We start from the raw sequence: 18073 nt of genomic DNA on the forward strand, positions 1-18073 counted from the left end.
CCATCCATCCAAAAAAGAGGATCAACCGCCGAAGTAAGGTTCGACGGTTGATCCCCAACCGTCCATTACCGGGCCAGCCAGGTCTCCTCCAGTGAATGGGTGGTCACCGTGGGGTGAACGTCGAACCCCTTCACTGCCTTGCTCATTGCCGCCGTCCGCTCATTCACGTACAAGAAGACCATGGGAGCTTCCTCCGCGATGATTTTCTGGGCCCGGTGGTAGATCTTCTTCCGCTCTTCCTGGTCGCCGACAGTCCTTCCCTTTTCCAGAAGCGCATCCACTTGCTCGTTGGAATACCCCTGCTGGTTCCACGGCGCTCCGGTATGGAAAAGGTTGTAGGTAAACTCGTCGGGATCGACAAAGCCGAGCCAGCCGACGATGGCCATGTCGAAGTCCCCTTTCCCCAAGGCGTCAAAGAAGAGCCCCGATTCCTGGGCCGATACCTTCACATCAATGCCCACTTCCTTCAGTTGCTGCTTGACGATTTGCGCCGCGTCCACCTGGTAGGGGAAATCGGAGCCCACCTTCAGTGTCAGCTCGAGGTTTTCCTTGCCGGCTTCCTCGAGAAGTTGCTTGGCCTTGGCGACATTCCGCCGGGGATACAGGGTGAAATCGGCGTGGGCCCAGTGATTGGGCGGGATGTTGCCTCCCTTCAGCACCGTCGCCCGGTTCAATTTGGCGATCTTGTTGATGGCTTCCCGATCCACCGCGTGAGCGATCGCCTGACGCACTTTTACGTCATCGAGGGGCGGCCTCTTCGTGTTGAGACCGATGTATTCCCAAAAAGTCCCAGGCACGGACACCACTTCGACGGAGGAAACCTGCTCCAGCATCCGGGCTTCCTTGGCGGATACGTCCAGGATCATGTCCACCTCCCGGTTGCGCAGGGCCGTCATCCGGGCCGTCTCGTCGGGAATGGGCCGGAAGACGACTTCATCCAGATAGGGCTTCTCGGGAAGGTAATACCCGGGAAATTTTTTCAGGCGCAGATATTGATCCTTTTTCCACTCATCCAATTGAAAGGGCCCGCTGCCCGCGTCGGCCCGGTCCAGACTGCCGTCATGGTTCTCCACCGTTTCCCGATCCACGATGGCGTTCATCGGGTAAGCCAGATAGGTCAGGAAGGGAGCCATCGGCTGTTTCAAGCGAAAAACCACTGTATGGGAGTCGGGAGTCTCGATCTCGTCCACGGCGGAAAAGTGGTCTTTGCGGACTCCCAGATCGATGATGCGCTCGATGGAATACTTCACGTCCTCCGAGGTCAGTTCCCGACCGGTACCATGAAATCGGACCCCTTTTCGAAGGGTGAAGGTGTAGGTTTTTCCGTCCTTCGACACCTCCACCTTTTCCGCCAACTCCCCTTCCACTTCTCCGTATTTCTCGGTATACCGCATCAGGCGGCTGTACATATTCTCGATCAAGTGCATCGAGGCGGCATCCGTCGCCTTGTGGGGATCCAGGGTTTTTCCGTCGGATTGCAGAGCGATGCGGATCGTTCCGCCCGGCCTGGGTTTGCCACCCTCCCCTTCCGAATCGGCCTCCCGGGAGGGGGAGCCGGAACAGCCTGTCCACATCAGCATGCTCGCAACGAGCAGAACCACCCAAATTTTTCTCATGAAATGCCTCCTTTTAAATAGACGGATAATTATGTATATTCTGTCCCCTCGATATCCCTGCTTTCTTTCCCAAGGCAAGTGCCCCTTCAACGCATAGAACCACCCCATCGGAAGGCAACGGAGATCAAAAAAGTTTTTGAGGAGGATGCCCCTTTATGATACCAAACACAGGAAAAAGAATCCAAAGAGGAGAAAAGGAAAGAGCAGGGGCATCCTCCCCTTGGAGCGCCCCTGCTTCTCTCAGCTGTCCGGTCCTCCCCTATCCTTCCTTGTTTCAGGATATCCGCGCTTTTCCTTCGACCCAATCGGAATTTTTTCTTTTTCCCCAGGATTTGAAATAGGTGTTGACCACCAAAAAGTGGGCGTCGGCCAAAACGATGGCATCATCATCCAACCGAACCGGAAAGCCGGATCTTGCAAAAGTTCCCCTGCGGAGGAGGCGGTTTGAAAGGAGGCGTCCACCCACATATCCAGCACGGCACCGCCAAAAAGAATCGCCTCGATCGCCCCGACCCACCTAGCAATCCCCAGTCCCAGCGGAGAATGAATATCCGGTGAACAGACTGCCGAGGAAACCGGGGATCGGGAACCAATTGAAGTGAAGGATCAGCAAGTGCGCTGCATGTATCAGTTTGCGATCGGTGCAAGCGGCATGTCCCCAGCAGTCCGCTGAAATAGAGGATTACAAACAGGATATGCGAAAGCAGTCACCTATCCTCTTATTTGCATTCAGCTTGATGGACCCTGCTACCGATCGAGATCGGAATCGCCCTGACGACAGCGACAACCCGCGCGATCCCCGACAGGGAAAGGTTGATGATTCAACCCCTCTTATCCCGGGGCATCACGGCCCAGGCGATCACGCCGATGATCAGTCCCCAAACGGCATTGGTCAACAGGACACTCACGAAGGCGAAGAAATTGGTGGCGGGCCCCTGCAGCTGTCCGGTCAGGATGGGCGAGAGCACCGCACTGATCAGGATGGCGAAGGCGCCGTAGACAAGACCGGTGAACATCAACGTCACGACCGGTCGGGAGAAGCGGGCCCGGACCACAACCGCAAGCCACGCGAGGGAAATGAGAAGGGTGACGGCAATGCTGGTGAAGGGTTGGCCGATGGCCTGCGACAGGCCGACCATGTTCAAGATCGGCCGGATGAGCGCCAGGGCGGCCAAACCCGGGATAAAAAGCCATTCCCGTTTTGATTGAACGCTGACCATGGGCATTCACTCCTATGAAATCCTGCGATGTCGCACAGTCTTTAGGTTCCCCTCCTATCGACCGGACCTATGCGGTCCTTTTCCCCACATCTCATCCGGACGGGAAGGGCTGCATCTTCCATATGGCAAAGCCCTGCTTTTCCGGTGCCGCTCATGCCGCCTCACTCCGGATGGTTGCCCGCGGCCCCGCCGACATGAAACGGAGTCGTCACGCCCTCGTAGCTCAGATGGAGCGTCATTCCGGCGGCGGCGTGGTCCAGATTGTGGCAGTGGTCCATCCAGATTCCGGGGTTATCCGCCCGAAACGCCACCTCATAGCTCTCCCCGGGAGCGACGTTGAGGGTGTCCGTCCACCAGGGACTGCCGGTGACCGGCTTCCCGTTTTTGCTCAGCACCAGCATGTGGTGCCCGTGCAGGTGCATCGGATGATCCATCGGACTGCGATTGATGAAGGTCGTCTTCACCAGGTCCCCCTGCTGAACCATGAAAGTGGGGGTGTGGGGAAACTTCTCCCCGTTGATCAGCCACAGGTCTCGGAACATGCCGTTGTAAAATCCCATCCCGAAGTCAAAAACCATGGTGAACTCCCGGTCAAACCCGCCGGACAGGCCTAAGGGAACCTCCCCCGGTTCACCGTAGTCGGCAGGATCGAACAGCGAAAGGCGAAGATGATCGGATACTTCCGGCACCTTTCCCTTTCCGTCGGGGGTGAACAGAATCTCGGGGTCGTCGGACCCCGTTCCCGCCGTCAACCTCACGGGCCGATCCGGCATGGTGAAGATCACGTCATAGCGTCCGCCCGCCGCCACCGACAGGAGCACATTTTCCAATTCGCCGGGCCGATGGATCTCATTGCCGTCGATGGCCGTCACCCGAAAGGGAGTTCCAACCAGCGTGAAAAATCGGGGGTAGCTGTCGGTGTTCGTCAGTCGCAACCGCACCTCGGTTCCAGGGTCAACCCGCCTGTGCCGCAACGTGTCGGAGTCGTTCAGGACCTCCCGGTTCCCGAAGAAATGGTACATCAGGGAAAGATCCAACCCCTTCTCCGGCTCCTCCTCTTCCGGCAGCAAGACCAGGGGACCGAACAACCCTTTCTTCACCTGAATCGAGGAGGTCTGATGGGAGTGGTACCAGTGGGTTCCCGTCTCCTCCACCCGGAACCGGTAGGTGTGACGCTCCCCCGGCTTGACGGCATCTTGGGTAAGGCCGGCCACCCCGTCTTCGGCGTTGGGAACGTCCACCCCGTGCCAGTGGATCGTCACGCCGTCATCAATATCCTCGTTGATCAGAGTGACTTCCACGAGCTCCCCTTTTCGGGCCCGGAGCTCGGGGCCGGGCACTTGCCCGTTGAAGGTCCAGGCCTCCACGGTTTTTCCGGAGGACAGGCGCACCGTCTCTTTGCGCGCCACGAGGGTGTAGCGGCGATCCGGCTCACCGGTGCGTGGACCGGTCAGCTCCGTCACGTTGACCGCCTTTTTCCCATGTCCGGCATGGGCGTGATGGGACCCGTCACCTCCGTGCCCGACGGCCGGCCCGCCACCGTAATCGATCCGGGAATGGTTCATCATGCTCATGCGATCGGGAAGTATGCTCGCCTGCATGGACAGGACGAACAGGATCACGCCTACGGCCGCGATGCAGGCGAAGGTCGCCGCGACCCGCATCAGGCGGAATCCGGCCGAAGGGGACTTCTCCTCCCGTCGCAACATCCGTTCCCGGCGGCGCTGGCGGAACCAGAGCAAGGCCCCCAGCCCCAGAAAGGCCGCCCAGAAGAGAGTGAGACGGATCGGGAACAGAGTGAGAACGGGATAAAAACAGAGCTGAACGCTGGAAAGACCCGCGGCGGCGAACGCCGTCTGCACCGGTACCGCCATCGGCGGCGCGGCGATCGCTCCCCGCACCTCTCCGTCGACGGGTCCCGTCCCTTGACGATCCCGGGTCAGGCTCCTCAGCCGGGGCATCGTGAAAAGGATCACGGCCAGGTGCGTAAGGAGGAGCGCCGGCAGGGCAAACACCGCCCATTCCTGGACGAACACCCAGCCGAACCGGACCAGCACCAGGGCCGCAAGCCCCACAAACAGCAGGCTGGTCACCAACGCCAGCCACAGAAGAACCAGACTCCTCCTCGCGCTTTTTTTCAGCTTTTCCCGCGAGGAGCGGAAGGGGAGCCGCCCGATGCGGTTCGCGGCCAGCCCCCACATGAGAACCATGGTGGGCAAAAGAAGAAAAATGAATCCCCATATGGATGAGAAAAGATAAACGTCCATCATTGGCAATCTCTCCTTGTTCCGTCCATGGCTCCAGAATAAAAAAAATGCGGTTCGCGTTGAACGAACCGCAGTCCCGAATTCCGTAAGACCCGGGTCTGATTTTGTCTCCGGATCCATCAAGATGCCGAAAAACCCGGTAAACCCCTCCGGGAGGCGAAAAGGCGAGCTCCGCGTGCCCATTCCGTCCGATTTCCGCGTCATTCCTCGAGGGATGACGCATCCCAACTCGGCACCAATCCCTCCTCCGCCGCCCGGGTGAGCAGGGTGCGGATGGCGCCGTATCCGTCCCTTCCCAGGTTGGCGGAAAATTCGTTGACATACAGGTTGATGTGTGCCTTTGCCACCTCCGCATCCATCTCCTGGGCGTGGCGCAGGACATATTCCATCGGCTCCTCGGGATGGGTCCAGGCATGGCGGACCGATGCCCGGATCCAGCCGGCGATCGCTTCCCGGTCCAAATGGCGCCGGGCGATGATGGCGCCCAGCGGGATCGGAAGGCCGGTGTCCCTTTCCCACCACTCGCCCAGGTCGACCAACATGTGCAGCCCGTACGAAGGATAGGTGAATCGCGCTTCGTGGATCACCAGTCCGGCGTCCACCTCTCCGGCCTGCACGGCGGGCATGATCCGGTGAAAGGGCATCACCCGAATTTCTCCCACGCCCTGCGGCACATGCCGGCTGACCCATAGTCGAAACAGAAGGTATGCGGTGGAACGGTCGCTGGGAACTGCGACCCGCTTGCCCGCCAGAAATTCCGGTTCCATAGCCTCCTTCGTCAGGATGAGCGGCCCGCACCCTTTGCCCAGGGCGCCACCGCAGGGGAGAAGGGCGTAATCCCGGAGAACCCAGGGCAAGGCCGCGCAGGAAACCTTGAGCACATCCGGCCCGTCCGGGCGGGTGGCCAGATAGTTGGTCACGTCGATATCCGCATAGGTGACGTCCAATTCGGGAGCGCCGGGAATCAAGCCGTGCACCCAGGCATAAAAAATAAAGGTATCGTTGGGACAAGGAGAAAAGGCGATCTTCATCCGAACACCTCCCTGATGACGGCACCCGCCTCCGCCAGGCGTTCCAGTGCCGCTTCGATCTTCCAGGTCCCCCGGTTCCGGGGACCGACCGGGTTGGAGACGGCGCGGATCTCCAGAAAGGGGACTCCCATGTTTTGCGCAGCGACGGCGACGCCATACCCCTCCATCGCTTCGGCCGCCGCACCCGGAACCCGCATCGCCCGCACCTTCGCGGTCTCTCCCGTTCCGGTGGCGCTGGACACCGTCAGCACCGGGCCCACCACCACCGGCAGCCCGGCGCTCCGAAGGGCCTCCGCCAGGCGGGCCGACTTCCCTTCATCGGCCGGGATGCGGATGCTTCCAAAACCCAGCCGGTCCAGGGAGAGAAACCCCTCCGGCGCCTCCGTCCCCAGGTCGGCGGCCACCGCTTCATCGGCCACCACCAGCGCGCCCACTTCGGCGCGGCCGGGAAAACCCCCGCCGATACCCGCACAGATCGCCAGGCGATATCTCCGCCGGGCCATCCGCGCCGCCGCGCTGGCGGCCGCGGCCGCGGGGCCGACGCCTCCCGCCACCACATCAAAGGGCGAACCGTTCCTCAGGCCGCGCAGGAGCGCATCCCTTTCGGCCTCCACTGCGGTCACGATCAGCACGTCCCCGTCTCCGTCCACAGAACTTCTGACATCCTGTGTCACTCGTTCGATGCTCCTTTCCTTCGCATCCACCCGTGCATGACATACTTTCCCCGCGCGGTCATGGCCCCCGTTCAGTATATCACCACATTCGGAGATCGCTCCAGATCGGAACGCGGCGTGACGGCGCACCCGTCTTGGATCCGGAAAAAATAGGAGGGGATGTACCACTGCGCCCCTTTGCGACGCAACGAAACGAAGTGGTACGCCCCCTCCCTGAGGCCGCAATCAATCCACCAACTTGTGGCGGTGGGCGTAAATCGCCGCCTGGGTCCGGTCTTCCACCCCCAGCTTGGAAAGGATGTTGGTGATATGGGTCTTGACCGTCTTGATCGCGATGAACAGCTGATCCGCAATCTCCTGGTTCGATTTTCCCTCGGCGATCAGCTTCAGCACCTCCATCTCCCGGGCGGTCAAGGTTTCATGGGGTTCCGGTTCGCGATGACGGCGCATCCGGGACAACACCTTGCCCGTCACCTGGGATGCCAGGACCGATTCCCCCCGGGCCGCCGCCCGGATCGCCTCCGCGATCTCCCGGGCCTGGGAGGTCTTCAACAGGTAGCTGAGCGCTCCGGCTTCCAGGGCGGGAACCACTTTGTCGTCATCGACGAAACTGGTGAGGACGATGATCTTCGGCTTGTCCGTCACCCGGCAGATCTCCCGAGTCGCTTCGATCCCGTCCATTCCCTCCATGACCAGATCCATCAGGATCACGTCCGGCTTAAGTTCCTCGGCCAACCGAACCGCCTCTTTTCCATCGGAGGCCTCCCCCACGATTTCAATATCCGGCTGGGTGTCCAGATAGGCGGACAAACCCAGCCGCACCATTTCGTGATCATCCACCAGCAACACCCGGATCATGGCTTCTGCTCCCCTTCTTCATCCACCAACGGGATTTTTACGTCCACCTGAGTCCCCTTTCCGGGAAAGGAGATCACCTCGGCCACTCCGCCGATCTCGTTGGCCCGTTCCTGAATCGATTGCAGGCCGTAGGTGGTCCTCTTCACCTTGTTCATGTCAAAGCCGACACCGTTGTCCACGATTTTGAGATGGATCTGACGCGGCGCGGCAACCAAACGCAAGGTCACCGAAGTGGCCCGGGAATGACGGAGGACATTGGACAACGACTCCTGCACGATTCGGAACAAATGGTCCTCGATCCCCTTGGGCAAATCGGGAAGATCGGCTATCTCCCATTCGATCTTCAGCGGCTGTTTGTCTTTGAGCTCGGCCAGAAGCTCCTTAAGTCCCTCCTTCAACCCCTTCCCCTCCAGGGTGGCCGGACGAAGCTGCATCAGCAGGGCGCGCATCTCATTTTGCGCGTCGCCCGCTACCTTTTCCGCCGTCGCAATCCTTCCGTGCACGGGATGATCCTCGGGAAGATTCTCCCGAACGGCGGACAGCAACATGGAGACGGCGAACAGCTGCTGGCTGACCGCGTCGTGAAGCTCCCGCGCCAGCCGCTGCCGCTCCTCGGTCACCACCGACTGTTTCATCTGTTCTTGCCATCGGGCCCTCTCCGTCGTCAACTTCTGCAGAGAAGCCACCTGCTGCTCCACCCGCCGGGCCATCCGGTTCAGGTGCTCGGCCACTCGTCCGATCTCGTCGTCACCCAGGGGCGGGATCCGGTGGGAAAACTGTCCGCGCTCATATTTGAGGGCGGATTCCAGCAGGTTTTCCAGACGCTTCTTCAGTTGGTTTCCGAACCAATAGCCGGCCAAGGAACCCACCGCCACCACTATGAGCAGAACCAGCAGGATCAAGGGAACGGAAAACCGTTCGCCCGCCCACAGGATGGCCGGGTCCAGCCGGTAATATACGAGGACGGCCGTCAGCACCAGCGCGGACGCCGCCAGACAAACCCACAGCGCAAAGCGCGTGATTCGCCACTGAATCCGGGTCAATCGATTTCCTTTCATAGGACCCTCACATCGACATCGCCGATCAACAGGGAAACGGCTATTTTCACCCGGCGGGGGGATTGAGGATACCCGGGGGTTTCCGCGCGTACCCGGCAGCCGAAACCGCTGTGCCGACGCTCCAGGATTTTGAGATCCCCCATGAGCGCCGTCGACACCACCGAGACGGGCATGTCGTAGGGCACGTAAATATCCACGTCGCCGATCAAACTGCTGATGACGATGGTGCTCTCCCCGTCGGGAATGACCGCCTTGGACAGATCGATGGTCACGTCGCAAAGGGCGTGGGAGAGTTGGAGATCTTTCAGCTCAAAGGGGCCATCCATGCGAACGTTGCCGATCAAGGCGCTGCGGGCGGGGCCCGCTCCTCCCGCCTGACCGAAGACTTCTTCCGTCCGGAAGGACGATCCAGATTCGCTCCTTTTCCCCCGGGCCTCACCTTCCTCAAAGGGATCTCCTTCAAAGAGATCATCCGACCGACGCTTCCTGCTTGAGCGAAAACGACCGATGAACGGCACCGGCCGGTCGGTCAATAGGCAATATCCCACATATAAGAAGAAGGCGGCGCACAAAAAACCGAACGCGTTGATGCCCAGCACCCCGTGAAAAAAGGCGATCGCCGCCAATCCGAAAAAGAAATATCCGATCCAGCGGTGAAGGTGCTGATAGGCGATGTATCCGATGCCAAGCAGAAACAAAGGCCCGAGCAGGGCATAACCGAAATCGATCAGGCCCACCACGATGCTGATGCCGATAAACAGCAGGGCGAACCCAACAGCCTGGTTTCGGAACCGCCGCATGATGCTCCCCTCCTTTGGTCCCTGCCCGGTCATTGGATCCGGATGTCGCCGCTGGTCGTCCGCAGCCGGATCGGATGTTCACCGCTTCCGTGGGAACCGCTGACGCGCCGCTCCCCTCTTTCCACCATCCTCATCGGGAAATCGACGTGGATGTCACCGCTGGTCACCCCTGCGTCCAGGGTGAAGCCGGCGTCCCGGGGCAAATCCAGGGAAAGATCCCCCGACGTAAGCGAAGCCTCCACCGGTCCCGACAGCCGATCCATCTGAACATCCAAATCGCCGGAGGTCATCTCCACCCCGAGGGCTCCCGAATAGTTACTCAGGCGCAAATTTCCCGACGTCAGGCGCCAATCCGCCTCATCGGCCGACACATGCCGCGCGTTGACATTGCCCGACCAGCTTCGGTAACGAATCTGCTCGGCCCGCAGATTGCTCAGCTCGACGTCCCCCGAATCCAGGTCCATCTCCAGCTCCTTCAGGATCATCGGCCGGTTCTTGGTCGGACCGTGAAATTGTATCTCTCCGGAATCCACATCAAGGACCAAGCTGTGCGTGTAATCCCGGGGGATGTGCAGGTCCAACTGGAAGCCGTCCCGCATGAAGATCCAATGAAACCACTGCTCGCCGACGTTGATGGAAACCGTATCCCCTCTTCGGGTGACGGACAGCGCGTCCTTGCGGCCGCCGCGCAATACCGCCGACACCTCTTCCCGATCGCCGGGAAGGATCCGAAGATCCAGGGCCGGCCCCCGAACCTCGATCCGGTTGACTCCTTTGGAGGAAACCGCCTCCGTCGCCGTGTGTCCCGGGGTGATCCATCTGCCGACCCCGCTGTTGGCCAGGGAGCTGAAAAACACCAAGACCCCCAAAAGAATAAAGAACAAACCGGCCAGCTTTTTCATAAAATCGCCTCTTCATCTGTCATGATCCCATTATATCTTAAAATACCCCGGAAAAACCGCAAGGAGCGGGCATCCCTGCGGGCGCTTGATACTGTTGGCAAACATAAGAGCCCGTAAGATGGGAGCCGATTTTCGCCGAACGGCCCGCTGCTGCACACCGACGAGACGGAAAATCGACTCCCCTTGCTTTGTCAACAGTACGAAGGATACCCGCCGGGCGTCCCTTCTCAATTCCCGGGCAATTCCCCTCCGTCAGGCGGCGTGGATCCGGAACGGCGGGCGCGCAATTTCGCCAGCTCCTTTTCCACTTCGTCGGCATAAGCCAAGGGCGCTGCCTCGTCATGGACCCCCGCATGGGCATTCGCCTGGATCTCCATCTGCGCGATTCGCTCTTCCATGCGCTCGAAACCCTTGATCGCGCTCTCGGAATCGATCCGGTGCAAGGTCGCATGGATGCGCTTTTTGGTCTTGGCCGCGTTGGCCCGCGCGATCAAAGCGTTTTTCTTGTCCCGGAGCTCCTGATACTTCTTCTCCAACCGGCCCAACTGTTCCTTGAGCTCCCGAACCTGCTCGGTGGTCTTGTCGGCGTCCTTCCGGTATTGGTCGGCCCTCGCCTCCCAATGCTTCATTTCGGAAAGAGCCTTTCGCGCCAGCTCCTCCTCCCCGGCATCCAACGCCTGCTCCGCCTGCATCTTGCGCCGGGCCGCCAGCCGGAGCGCTTCTTCCGCTTGCCGTTCAAACCGCTCCGCCATCACCTGATGCCGGATGATGGCATCCTTCGCCTTTCGGATCTCGCTTTCCACATCCCTGAGATACTGTTTGATCATCGCCTTCGGATCTTCCAGTTGATCCAACACTTCATGCACCGTCGCGACGACAATGTCCCTCATCCGTTTGAGCATCGCCGATTCCCCCTTCTTTCCTCAGTTTTTGTCCTTTTGCCGCTCCAAGAAGCGTTTCCATTCGCTTTCAAAGTCGTCTTCCCACCGGGGCCTTTGACCCGCCGCCTCCGCTTCCGCCCCCGGTTCCGGCTCGAGACCCGAGGGTTCCCGGTCTTGGCGGATCAGCGTCCATCCGAAATAGATGCAGACGACCGCGATCAACAAGCCGATCAGGAACGGAATCCAGCTGAGCAGCAGAATCGCGCCGAAGATCAGCGCCCCGATACCGACCGCCCTGCCTCCGCTCGATTCCGATCGCTTCCACTTCCTCCAGCCGTATACGAGCAGCCCCGCGGACAACAGGAAGGCGAAGAACCCGCCCAGATCTCCACCGAAGAGAAACACCACCGCTCCCACGATCAAGGCGAGACCTGCCACCGTTTTTCCGTTCATGCTGTCCCCCCTTTCATCTGTCTCCAGGATAAGGAACTTTCCGGATTCCCAGAACGATCCCCGGTTCGATTTCCTCTGGGACCGGAGTCGTATTTTCCCTCGTTACCCGGGCCGGCGGGCGGAGATGGGAAAAGCACCAAAAAAAGGCCGCTCATCGCAGCCCTGTGCCGTGCGGCCGGTAGGCTCACCCGGGCCCGCCTTTTCATGAAAGGGGGGCGTACAAAACGCAACCATTCGGAGGTGGGCTTTTCACGCGTCAGGACGTAACTGACTGAACCGGTCCCGTCTGATCCCAAAGCGGTTCTTTGCGCAGATGCCGCCCGAAAAACTCTTCCTTCGAGATATAAACCCTTTTCGGCGTCAGCTGACCCGCGGTCCGAAGGCGGAGCCATCCGTCCGGATGCAACGGATCAGGATCATCTTGCACACCCACGATTTGGCCGCTCCACGCCCCGGTGAAGGGATGTGGTTCCCAAAAGGACGCGGATCTCCCGCAAATGGGATGATTCGCCACAAACCGGGCCAGGGCGGGAAGGAAAGCGCGAATGGATTTGATCGTGAACAAGGCCAGGAAGATGTCGCTGTGGGATTTCTTCCGAATCATCCGCGCAAATAAACAATTGTGCAGGTGCAGTTTGGCGTTAATCCCTTTTTTCAGGAAAAACCCGTCGGGGGTCAACAGGGGTTCCCCGCGGTAGCGCTTGCTTTCCTTGTCCACATACTTGAGCCGCGTGCAATCAAAAAAATCTGATCCCAGATACGCCACGCGGCGGGCCATCCCCTTGTCTGTGATCCGGCGACCCTGATCGTCCCGGGAAATCGCAACGCTAATTCCCGCCCGGCGACAGCCCGCGGAGGAGTTCGACCGGGGAGCGGCTAAAGCACGCCCTCTGCCTCCGGAACGCCACCATGTTTTGGGGACTCCTTTTTCTTATTTTCAGAATAATGCACCTTTCTTCCTCGGAACCATCCGGGGTTCGATTTCCGTCTGCGACCCGGTTCTCCGGTCGGTCGTGCTCTCCTACCAACAAAAAAAGACCGCCTCTTTCGGGCGGCCTGGGACTACTGACATCCCGATCGTCCGATAAGGGGATGCGCCGCGATCCACAAAGGAGCATTTGGCGCACCCTCTCCTTTTCCTTTTCAAACAATTGATTTCTCCGCGAAGGCGGCTGTCCGTTTGCGACGGCTTCTCCCGCCAGCGTTAAAGATCGGCGGTTTTCTCCTTCATCCGGCGGATCAGTTCGCGGACGGGCGTCAGCGAAACATGGGGAAAAAGCTCCTTCATGGCTTCGGGGTCCACCACGGCATCCTGTCCGACCATGTCCCGAAAGATTTCCCGTGAAAGCATCCGGCCGGGAAACAGACGGGATCCGAGCCACAATCCCGCCTCGGCCAAGGAAGTCGGAATCGCCCATTCCTTGAAGGGCTTCCCCCGTTCCTCGCCGGCCAGCCGAATCCAGTCGGAGGGGGAAAGGGCCCCCGGCCCGCCGATATCCACGGTCCGCCCGCGAACGCGCGGGTTGAGGGAAGCGTCGATCAGGCACCCGGCCACGTCGTCGCTGGCGATCGGGCTGTTCCGGAAAGATGGGAGCGCGTGCGGAATCCCCGGAGCCTTTTCCCACCAGTGGATGGCCGGGATTTGGCAGTAAAATCTCCTGCCGGGATGAATGATGACGGATGAGCGCAAAATGGTATGGGATATGCCTGACCGGCGGATGGATTCCTCCGCCCGCCACTTCGCTCGAAACAGAGCTGACCGGGCCTCCGGCGATGCGTACATGCACGAGAGGTAGGTGATATAGGCGACCGACTCCCGCTTGCAGGCTTCAATCAGGTGTCGGACGCCCTCTACCTCCACCTGGTCGATATCCTCCGGCTTGCCGGGACGGACTGGGGAAATCCCCGCCGCCCAGATCACCTGGTGAACGCCGCGGACCGCTTCAGCCAAGGAATCGGGATTTCTCACATCCCCCGCAACCAGCCGAATCCGGGACAAAACGGGGGCCAACCGGCGGATGGACGAATCGGGGCGCACCAAAGCGCGAACCGGTCGGCCCCGTTCCACCAACTGAACGACGACCCGGCTTCCCACCCGACCGCTGCCGCCGATCACCAAGCAGGTTCCCGGAACTCCTCCCGCGTCGTAGGACGAATACCCACGCATCGGATCATCTCCCGTTTTGAGATTGAGACGAGGGAGACGGAGCGGGAATTCCCTCTCCTGCTATCCCTGAACCAATTTGACTTTGGCAAAGCGGCGCTTCCCGACCTGGACCACCATCCCGTCGGTCACGGGAAGTTCCGCGTCCGTGTCGGTCACCTTCTCCCCGTCGATCCGGACGGCCGACTGCTGGATGAAACGCCGCGCCTCCCCGTTGGAGTTGACAAGTCCCAGGCGGTTCAGCAGACGAACGATCCACATCTTTCCTTCCTTCAATTCGGAAGGGGAAATCTCCACCTCATCCATCTCCTCCGGCAGCTTTCCCTGCTGGAAGACGGTGCGGAAATGGCGCTCCGCTTCATCGGCGGCCTCCTGTCCGTGATACATCCGGACGAAGGTGTGAGCCAGGCGCATCTTGGCGTCCCGGGGATGGAGCGTGCCCTTCTCCAGCCCTTCCTTTACCCGATTCAACTCCTCCAGGGACAAATCGGTGGCCAGTTCGTAATACTTCACCATCAGCTCATCGGGAATCGACATCGTCTTGCCGTACATCTCATTCGGCGGCTCGTCGATGCCGATGTAATTGCCCAGACTCTTGCTCATCTTTTTGACCCCGTCCAGCCCCTCGAGGAGCGGCATCATCATGATGACCTGTTCCGGCTGGCCGTACTCCCGCTGCAGCTGGCGACCCATGAGCAGGTTGAACTTCTGATCGGTTCCTCCCATCTCCACATCGCTCTTCAGGGCGACGGAATCGTAACCCTGCATCAAGGGATAGAAAAACTCGTGGACGCTGATGGCCTGACCGCTGTGGTACCGCTTGGCGAAATCATCCCGCTCCAGCATGCGTGCCACCGTGCACTTGGCGGCCAGTTCCGTCACTTCCATGAAAGTGAGGGGTTTCAGCCACGTGCTGTTGAAATGAACCTCCGTCCGATCGGGGGAGAGAATTTTGAACAACTGCCGGGTGTAGGTCTCCGCGTTGGCCTTCACCTCCTCCTCCGACAATTGGCGACGCGTCTCCGATTTTCCCGTGGGATCGCCGATCCGCCCGGTGAAGTCGCCGATCACCAGCTGAACGATATGCCCCAGCTCCTGAAACTGGCGCAACTTGTGAAGCACCACCGTGTGACCGATGTGAATGTCCGGCGCCGAGGGATCCAACCCCAGCTTCACCTTGAGGGGCTTGCCCGTCTCGATGGAGCGGCGCAGTTTCTCGGCCAGGTCCTCCTCGGGGATGATCTCCGCCGCTCCCCGGCGAAGTACGGCCAGCTGGCGCTCCACCTCCTTCCGCACCTCCGGTCGAATCTCGGTTTCCATCGACAAGTGGAATCACCTTCCCTCCGTTGTTTTGAATCGTCTCGGGGGCCGATCGGCCTGGGCCCGCACGGAAATCAAAAACCCCGTCCCTCCAAGGGACGGGGTTTGCCCGCGGTACCACCCTTATTGAAAGCGCCCGGCGCTTTCCGCTCTTCGGATAACGGGGGCATTCCCCGCCGCGTTTCGACGGATGCCGAAACGCGAAGGCTCCCGGGTGTAATTCGCGCGACGGGGACCGCTGGTTCGCAGCAACCACCAGCTCTCTGAAGGGAACCGACCGCCGGCTACTAGGCCCGTTCTTCGCCGTCATCTATAAGCGATGAAAAAATTTTAATCCCAGCGATTTTAAGTGATCCGCCCCTCCCTTGCTATGGTATAATATTACCGTACAATGAGGAGGGTAGCAAGCGATGACAAAGGGAGATTTTCCATCTCCTCCGGATCAAAACCGGGCGGGGAAAAAACGCGTCCTCAAGGGCGTTTTTTATGGGCTTTTTGTCTGTCTGGTCATCATCCTTTCTCTCTCCTTGGGAGCCGCCGGTGTCGCGGCGGGATACGTGGCCGCCCTGGTCAAGGATGAACCGGTCCGGGACAGGGATTATTTCAACCAAAAGCTTTCGGGCTGGCACCAAACCAGCTATGCCTATTTCCGGGACAAGAGCCTGATCGGTTCAGTCCGGACGCTGATTGGGGACCGGAAGCTGGTGGAAAACGATGAAGTCAGCCAGCATCTGATCGATGCCCTCATTTCCACCGAAGACCGGGAATTTTACGAACACTCGGGGATCGTCCCTCGCTCCCTCCTGCGGGCCGTTTACGAGGATCTGACCAACCAGAAGGTGGTCACCGGGGGAAGCACCATCACCCAGCAGCTGGTCAAGCGGGCCATTTTGGAAAACTATTCGAAAACCTATGATCGGAAAGCCAAGGAAATCCTCCTCGCCCTGCGATTGGAGCGGATGTACAGCAAGGAGGAGATCCTGAACGCCTACTTGAACAGCCTCTATTTCGGAACCGGCTCCGGCGGCCAGCACATGTACGGCGTCCAGGCCGCCGCCCAGGGGATTTTCGGAGTGGACGTCAAGGACCTGAACATCCCCCAAGCAGCTTATCTCGCCGGCATGATCCAGCGTCCGAACGACTACAACCCGTTCAAAAAGGAAGGCCTGGAACGCGGCAAAAAGCGGATGGAGATGGTCCTCCAAAACATGCTGGACAACGGAAAAATCACCCAGCAACAGTATGAGGAGGCCCGCTCCTTCGATATAAAGGGTTCCCTCTCCAAAAAGAAACAAAACGCCTACAGCCGCTACCCCTACATCATGATGGCCGTAGAGGAACGGGCGGCGGAGGCGCTGATGAGGGCGGACGGCCTCGATCCCAAGGAATTGAGCAAAAAAGGGCAGTATCAGGCCACCCTTCAGAAATACATCCAAAAGGTGCAGCAAGGCGGCTACCACATCTACACGACCATCGACAAAAAGCTGTATGACGCCATGAACAAGGCGGCCCAAAACTCCGACCTGTACGCCTCGCCCATCACATACCGGACAAAACTGGGCGGCAAATGGGTCACGCTGAAGAATGCGACGGAGGAAGTCGGCGCCACGCTGATCGACGTGGAAACGGGTGCGCTTCTCGGTTTCGTCGGGGGAAGGGATTTTGAAAAGGAGCAGAAAAACCACGCCCTGAACTCGGCGCGCCAACCGGGTTCGGCGATGAAACCGCTCCTCGGATACGGGCCGGCCCTCGACCGCGGTGTGATCACCCCCGGCTCGATTATCGTCGACGAACCCCTCCAAGCTCAGGGAACGCCGGGCAAGGTTTACCGAAACTCCACCGGCCAATATAAAGGGCCGGTCACGGCAAAAACGGCGCTCCAGTGGTCCTACAACATCCCGGCGATCAAGGTGTTCCGCGCCGTCGGCTTGCAGAACGGATTCGATTACCTTCGCAAGATGAACTTCCCCGTCCATCCCCACGACGGTGAAGCCTCCGTGATCGGCGGTCTCACCTACGGATTCACCGTCGAGCGGATGACCGCCGGATACGCGATGATCGCCAACGGCGGCAGCTTCAACGAACCGTACATGATCGAGAAGATCGTCGATTCGTCCGGGAAAACCGTTTACGAACACAAACCGGATCCGGTGCAAGTGATGTCTCCCCAGGCGGCGTACATGCTCACCGACATGCTTAAGGCGGTGGTCCGCGGCGGAACCGCCCAGTATATCGGCAGCGGCTTCGGTGGATACGACTTGGCCGGAAAGACGGGCACGACCCAAAACGAGTACGACCTGTGGTTCGTCGGCTACACGCCCAAGGTGGCGATGGGCGTCTGGGTGGGTTACGATTACAACCACCGGATTTCCAACAGCAACCGTGCCAAAATCGTCTGGAGAGCGATTTTCCAAGAAGTGCTGAAGGAAGACCCCAACCTGTCGCCGCGCCATCTCCGCTTCCAAAACCCCGGTGGGCTGCCGGGTCAGCAAAAATGCTTCGAGTGCGGACGGCAGAAGGAGTTCGAGAAAAAGGACAAAAAAGAGGAAAAGGAAAAGGAAAAAAGGCATCATCCCCGTCCCAACAATCCCGGAGGAAATAACGGCGGTAACCGTCAGATCCCCATTCCACAGCCGCCGAATGACCAGGAAAACGATAACGGCAATGGAGGAGGAAACAGAGGAGGTTGGGGGTGGATCCCTCGTCCAAGACCCGGCGATGGATGATCCCCGAACAAAAGAGGTGCGGATATCCGCACCTCTTTCTTCGTCCTCGGAGAGTCTTTAGACAACCGACGCCGCTTCCTTCGATCGGCTCGATGCACAATAT

At 59.7% G+C, this 18073-nt stretch carries 15 protein-coding genes and 1 other annotated feature; of the genes, 1 reads left to right on the forward strand and 14 read right to left on the reverse strand.

Annotated features, from left to right (window positions below):
* Nucleotides 1-65 precede the first annotated feature (65 nt).
* The 14 genes from CLV97_RS00855 to tyrS form a co-directional block, all read right to left on the reverse strand.
* A complete protein-coding gene (locus tag CLV97_RS00855; RefSeq protein WP_106343624.1) occupies nucleotides 66-1616 on the reverse strand; it encodes an ABC transporter substrate-binding protein in 1551 nt (516 codons plus the stop codon).
* A gap of 821 nt (nucleotides 1617-2437) precedes the next feature.
* Nucleotides 2438-2836 carry a hypothetical protein gene (locus CLV97_RS00860; RefSeq protein ID WP_106343625.1) on the reverse strand — a complete coding sequence of 133 codons (399 nt, stop codon included), beginning with the start codon at nucleotides 2834-2836 and terminating at the stop codon, nucleotides 2438-2440.
* A 161-nt stretch (nucleotides 2837-2997) separates the two neighbouring features.
* Nucleotides 2998-5106, reverse strand: coding sequence for a multicopper oxidase family protein (locus tag CLV97_RS00865; RefSeq protein ID WP_170070315.1), 2109 nt, complete (start codon nucleotides 5104-5106; stop codon nucleotides 2998-3000).
* A 197-nt stretch (nucleotides 5107-5303) separates the two neighbouring features.
* Nucleotides 5304-6134, reverse strand: a complete 831-nt coding sequence (locus CLV97_RS00870) for a 1,4-dihydroxy-6-naphtoate synthase (protein ID WP_106343627.1) — start codon at nucleotides 6132-6134, stop codon at nucleotides 5304-5306.
* Nucleotides 6131-6808 carry a futalosine hydrolase gene (locus CLV97_RS00875; protein ID WP_106343744.1) on the reverse strand — a complete coding sequence of 226 codons (678 nt, stop codon included), beginning with the start codon at nucleotides 6806-6808 and terminating at the stop codon, nucleotides 6131-6133. Before CLV97_RS00875 ends, CLV97_RS00870 begins: the two co-directional genes overlap by 4 nt.
* A gap of 225 nt (nucleotides 6809-7033) precedes the next feature.
* A complete protein-coding gene (locus CLV97_RS00880) occupies nucleotides 7034-7666 on the reverse strand; it encodes a response regulator transcription factor (protein WP_106343628.1) in 633 nt (210 codons plus the stop codon).
* The gene (locus CLV97_RS00885; protein ID WP_106343629.1) at nucleotides 7663-8724 is read right to left on the reverse strand and encodes a sensor histidine kinase; all 1062 of its coding nucleotides are present in this window, start codon (nucleotides 8722-8724) and stop codon (nucleotides 7663-7665) included. The genes CLV97_RS00880 and CLV97_RS00885 overlap by 4 nt, the downstream gene beginning before the upstream one ends.
* Nucleotides 8721-9524 carry a cell wall-active antibiotics response protein LiaF gene (liaF, locus tag CLV97_RS00890; protein WP_170070316.1) on the reverse strand — a complete coding sequence of 268 codons (804 nt, stop codon included), beginning with the start codon at nucleotides 9522-9524 and terminating at the stop codon, nucleotides 8721-8723. The genes CLV97_RS00885 and liaF overlap by 4 nt, the downstream gene beginning before the upstream one ends.
* A 29-nt stretch (nucleotides 9525-9553) precedes the next feature.
* A complete protein-coding gene (liaG, locus tag CLV97_RS00895) occupies nucleotides 9554-10426 on the reverse strand; it encodes a LiaG family protein (RefSeq protein ID WP_106343631.1) in 873 nt (290 codons plus the stop codon).
* 227 nt (nucleotides 10427-10653) lie between these two features.
* Nucleotides 10654-11328, reverse strand: coding sequence for a PspA/IM30 family protein (locus tag CLV97_RS00905; protein WP_106343633.1), 675 nt, complete (start codon nucleotides 11326-11328; stop codon nucleotides 10654-10656).
* Nucleotides 11329-11349: 21 nt separating this feature from the next.
* On the reverse strand, nucleotides 11350-11760 hold the full coding sequence (locus tag CLV97_RS00910) for a hypothetical protein (protein ID WP_106343634.1): 411 nt from the start codon (nucleotides 11758-11760) through the stop codon (nucleotides 11350-11352).
* A gap of 256 nt (nucleotides 11761-12016) precedes the next feature.
* Nucleotides 12017-12526: a YkoP family protein gene (locus CLV97_RS00915; protein WP_211295646.1), complete on the reverse strand. Its 510-nt coding sequence runs from the start codon at nucleotides 12524-12526 to the stop codon at nucleotides 12017-12019.
* A 438-nt stretch (nucleotides 12527-12964) separates the two neighbouring features.
* The gene (locus tag CLV97_RS00920) at nucleotides 12965-13927 is read right to left on the reverse strand and encodes an SDR family oxidoreductase (RefSeq protein ID WP_106343636.1); all 963 of its coding nucleotides are present in this window, start codon (nucleotides 13925-13927) and stop codon (nucleotides 12965-12967) included.
* Between the two features lie 60 nt (nucleotides 13928-13987).
* Nucleotides 13988-15244 (reverse strand): tyrosine--tRNA ligase, encoded by a 1257-nt coding sequence (gene tyrS / locus CLV97_RS00925; protein ID WP_106343745.1) that lies wholly within the window; start codon nucleotides 15242-15244, stop codon nucleotides 13988-13990.
* A 91-nt stretch (nucleotides 15245-15335) separates the two neighbouring features.
* Nucleotides 15336-15554 (reverse strand) — a binding site (T-box leader).
* Between the two features lie 100 nt (nucleotides 15555-15654).
* On the opposite strand from tyrS, the gene CLV97_RS00930 reads away from it, so the two are divergent.
* Nucleotides 15655-17970, forward strand: coding sequence for a transglycosylase domain-containing protein (locus CLV97_RS00930; RefSeq protein ID WP_106343637.1), 2316 nt, complete (start codon nucleotides 15655-15657; stop codon nucleotides 17968-17970).
* Nucleotides 17971-18073 lie beyond the last annotated feature (103 nt).

The sequence above is a fragment of the Planifilum fimeticola genome (assembly GCF_003001905.1).
Taxonomy (GTDB): domain Bacteria; phylum Bacillota; class Bacilli; order Thermoactinomycetales; family DSM-44946; genus Planifilum; species Planifilum fimeticola.

Bases quoted from the DNA above. Each gene is read 5' to 3' on its own strand.
- CLV97_RS00860 (WP_106343625.1), bottom strand. From the start codon at position 2,836: ATGGTCAGCGTTCAATCAAAACGGGAATGGCTTTTTATCCCGGGTTTG.
- CLV97_RS00855 (WP_106343624.1), bottom strand. From the start codon at position 1,616: ATGAGAAAAATTTGGGTGGTTCTGCTCGTTGCGAGCATGCTGATGTGG.
- CLV97_RS00880 (WP_106343628.1), bottom strand. From the start codon at position 7,666: ATGATCCGGGTGTTGCTGGTGGATGATCACGAAATGGTGCGGCTGGGT.
- CLV97_RS00920 (WP_106343636.1), bottom strand. From the start codon at position 13,927: ATGCGTGGGTATTCGTCCTACGACGCGGGAGGAGTTCCGGGAACCTGC.
- CLV97_RS00885 (WP_106343629.1), bottom strand. From the start codon at position 8,724: ATGAAAGGAAATCGATTGACCCGGATTCAGTGGCGAATCACGCGCTTT.
- CLV97_RS00905 (WP_106343633.1), bottom strand. From the start codon at position 11,328: ATGCTCAAACGGATGAGGGACATTGTCGTCGCGACGGTGCATGAAGTG.
- CLV97_RS00865 (WP_170070315.1), bottom strand. From the start codon at position 5,106: ATGATGGACGTTTATCTTTTCTCATCCATATGGGGATTCATTTTTCTT.
- tyrS (WP_106343745.1), bottom strand. From the start codon at position 15,244: ATGGAAACCGAGATTCGACCGGAGGTGCGGAAGGAGGTGGAGCGCCAG.
- liaF (WP_170070316.1), bottom strand. From the start codon at position 9,524: ATGCGGCGGTTCCGAAACCAGGCTGTTGGGTTCGCCCTGCTGTTTATC.
- CLV97_RS00870 (WP_106343627.1), bottom strand. From the start codon at position 6,134: ATGAAGATCGCCTTTTCTCCTTGTCCCAACGATACCTTTATTTTTTAT.
- liaG (WP_106343631.1), bottom strand. From the start codon at position 10,426: ATGAAAAAGCTGGCCGGTTTGTTCTTTATTCTTTTGGGGGTCTTGGTG.
- CLV97_RS00930 (WP_106343637.1), top strand. From the start codon at position 15,655: ATGACAAAGGGAGATTTTCCATCTCCTCCGGATCAAAACCGGGCGGGG.
- CLV97_RS00910 (WP_106343634.1), bottom strand. From the start codon at position 11,760: ATGAACGGAAAAACGGTGGCAGGTCTCGCCTTGATCGTGGGAGCGGTG.